Here is a 3,262-nt window from a genome sequence, read left to right on the forward strand (position 1 = left end):
CTGATGGTGTCTTCCAGGTTCTGGATGACGATGCCTTCGGTGATTTCCAGTTTCAAAAGCGAGCAAGGCAGGCCGTAGCGGGTGAGGCTTTCTTCGACGCGCTCAACGAAGTCGGCCTGGCGGAACTGCCGTGGGCTGATGTTCACGCACAGACTGAAATCGAGCGGGTCCACCAGGCCGTTGGCGATCATCAGTCGGCAAGCCTGGCAGGCTTCATCGAGAATCCAGGTGCCGACCTCGAGGATCAATCCGCTGTCCTCCAGCACCTTGATGAACTCGGCGGGCGACTGCGCGCCGAGTTCCGGATGGTTCCAGCGCACCAGTGCTTCAGCGCCGACGATGCGGTTGTCGCGGGCATCGAGTTGTGGCTGGTAATGCACGCGAAACTCACCGCGGGACAGCGCCAGGCGCAGGTCGGTTTCCATGCGCAGGCGCTCGCTCGCGGCCTTCTGCATGGTGTTGTGATACATCTGCGCGGTGTTGCGCCCCGAATCCTTGGCGCGGTAAAGGGCGATGTCGGCGCGTTTGAGCAGGTCGGTGGGCGTGGAGCCGTGGTCGGGAATCAGCGCTATGCCGATGCTCGGCGTCACTTGCAGGCGCTGGCCGTCGAGGAACATCGGTTCCGACAGCAATTCGCGCAAGGTGTCGGCCAGTTGCCGCACCTGGGCGCTGACGTCGTTGCGCGAGCCTTCAAGACCGCTGAGCAACACCACGAATTCATCGCCGCCCAGCCGCGCGACGGTGTCTTCCATGCGCACGCTGGCTTCCAGGCGTGCGGTGATGATCTTCAGCACGGTATCGCCCACCGGATGGCCGAGGGAATCGTTGATGTGCTTGAAGTGGTCGAGGTCGAGGAACATCAGCGCGCCACGCAAATTGTGGCGTTTGAGCAGGGCAATCTGCTGGCTGAGCCGATCCATCAGCAAGGCGCGATTGGGCAGGTTGGTCAGCGGGTCGTGGTAGGCCAGGTGACGGATTTGCGCCTCGGCGTTTTTCAGCAAGCTGACGTCCCGTGCGGTCAGCAGCAGGCACGCGGTTTCGTTGAGAGTGATCGGTTCCACCGAGACCTCGACGGTGAGCAACTCGCCGCGCTTGTTGCGTCCGAGCATCTCCTGGTGATGCACCCGGCCCTTGATCTGCAACTCGGCCAACAACGCCGAACGTTGTTTCTCTTCGGCCCAGATTCCCACCTGATACACCGTGCGGCCAATGACCTCGTCGGCGCGGTATCCGGTCAGGCGGCAGAAACCGTCGTTGACCTCCAGGTAGCGCCCGGTGTCGCGCTCGGTGATGGTGATGGCATCGGGGCTGGAGTGAAACGCCTTGGCGAATTTCTCTTCGCTGGCCTTGAGCGCCGCCTCCGAGCGCTGTTGCTGGGTGATGTCGCGCAGGGTGGTAACGATGCACGGCTGGTCACCGACGCTGATCTGCCGGCTGGAAATTACACAGGTCAGGGTTTGTCCGTTTTTGTGCTGGACGACAATCGCTACGTTACTCAGGCCTTGTTCGCGAATCACCTGTTCGATCCGCTGCAAACTTTTTGCCGAGGCGTCCCACAGGCCTATTTCATCGGCGCTGCGTCCGATCACATCGGCGGTGGTCCAGCCGAAGGTCTGGGTGAAGCTGGAGTTGATCTCGATGAATTGTCCGGTGTCCTGGCGGGTCACGCAGATCGGGTCCGGACTGACCTGGAACAGCGTGGCGAATTTCTCCTCGGAGGCCACCAGTCGTTGTTCGCGTTCGACCTGATCGGTGATGTCGAGCAGGGTGCCGGCCATGCGCAGTGGCAGGCCGTTTTCATCGCGGTAGAGGCGGGCGCGGCTTTCCAGGTAACGCGAGCTACCATCCGGCAGTTGCACGCGATAGGTCAGCTGATAGTTGCCGGCCGGGCCTTCGCGCAGGCTGCGATAGGCGTCACGCATGGTGTCGCGTTCTTCGCCCGGCACGCCTTCGAAGAACTCGTCGAAGGATTCATGGAAGGGCTTGGCGTCCAGGCCGTGCAACTGTGCGGCGCGGGCCGAACCGTAAAGCATGCCGCTGGGAATGTGCCAGTCCCAGGTACCGAGTTGCGCAGAGTCCAGCGCCAGGTCGAGGCGTTCCTGGCTGTCCTTCAACGCGTGCTCGGCGGCTTTGCGGTCGGTGGTGTCGAGGAACGTGCTCAGCAAATAGGGCTGGCCTTCGAGTTCGACCTTTTGCGCGCTGAGGATACCGTCATGAATCTGCCCGTTGCTGGCGCGAAATTGCACCTCCATGCTGGTCAACTCGCCTTTGGCCTTGGTGGCCTTGACCAGCTCCGCCCGTTGTTCGGGGTGCACCCACAGGCCCAGTTCCAGTGTGGTGCGGCCGATCGCATCTTGCACCGGCCAACCGAACAGGCTTTCGAAATATTGATTGGCTTCGGTGATCAAACCGTCTTCCTGGCGGGTCAGCAGGACCATGTTCGGGCACAGGTGAAACAGTGTGGCGAAACGTTTTTCCGAGCTGCTCAGCGCCTGTTCGCGCTGGCGCTGGTGGGTGATCTCGCGGATCACGCCGATCATCCGGGGCCGGCCGTGTTTGTCCGGCAACAGGCTGCCGTTGATTTCCAGCCAATGCAGGCTGCCGTCGGGCCAGCGAATGCGGTGGTGCATCGCCTGTTCCAGCGGTGCGCCGGCAATCACCGCGTGGAAGGCGCGCACGGTTTTCGCCCGGTCTTCGGGCGGCAGCAAATCGAGGTATTCGAGGTCTTCCGGCAGCGGTTGCCGGGGATCGAAGCCAAACAGCGCCTGGGTACCCCGCGACCAACTGATCTGTCCCCGTTCGATGTCCCAATACCAGGCACCCAAACGCGCGCCGTTCAGGGCTGCCAGTAATTGCGGGGCACTTTCCCAGCTCTGCTCGGAGCGTTTGGGGTCAAGTGCCTGGATACGCGGCATCGGCGGAACACGGTCAACAGATTTCGGCATTGGCAAGCCTTAGGCTGAATTGAACATAGGGCACGGGATTTCGCGGCTCTATAGGAGTAGCACAAGTTAGCCGTGAGTCCCTGGCAGATCGATCTGAGCATCCAGCAAGGCCATGAAGGCCCGTGCCGCATTCGACAACGTCCGTTCTGTGTGCAGGATATAGCCTAGCTGGCGAGACAGTTGTATGCCCGGCAAAGGTATCCGCGCAACTTGATCGTCGAGCATTGTGCGTGGCAGCACGCTCCAGGCCAGGCCGATCGACACCATCATCTTGATGGTTTCCAGGTAGTTGGTGCTCATGGCGATGTTCGGCGTCA

General features: G+C 61.6%; 2 protein-coding genes. Both read right to left on the reverse strand.

Annotated elements, in window-relative coordinates:
* Positions 1 to 2,945, reverse strand: a 2,945-nt coding sequence (locus D8V06_RS07530; RefSeq protein WP_130930723.1) for a PAS domain S-box protein, incomplete at its 3' end; no start/stop codon positions are given.
* Positions 2,946 to 3,011: 66 nt separating this feature from the next.
* The coding region (locus D8V06_RS07535; RefSeq protein WP_177434394.1) for a LysR family transcriptional regulator substrate-binding protein at positions 3,012 to 3,262 on the reverse strand (251 nt) is incomplete at its 5' end.

The organism is Pseudomonas sp. Sample_24, from assembly GCF_004307605.1.
Taxonomy (GTDB): Bacteria; Pseudomonadota; Gammaproteobacteria; order Pseudomonadales; family Pseudomonadaceae; genus Aquipseudomonas.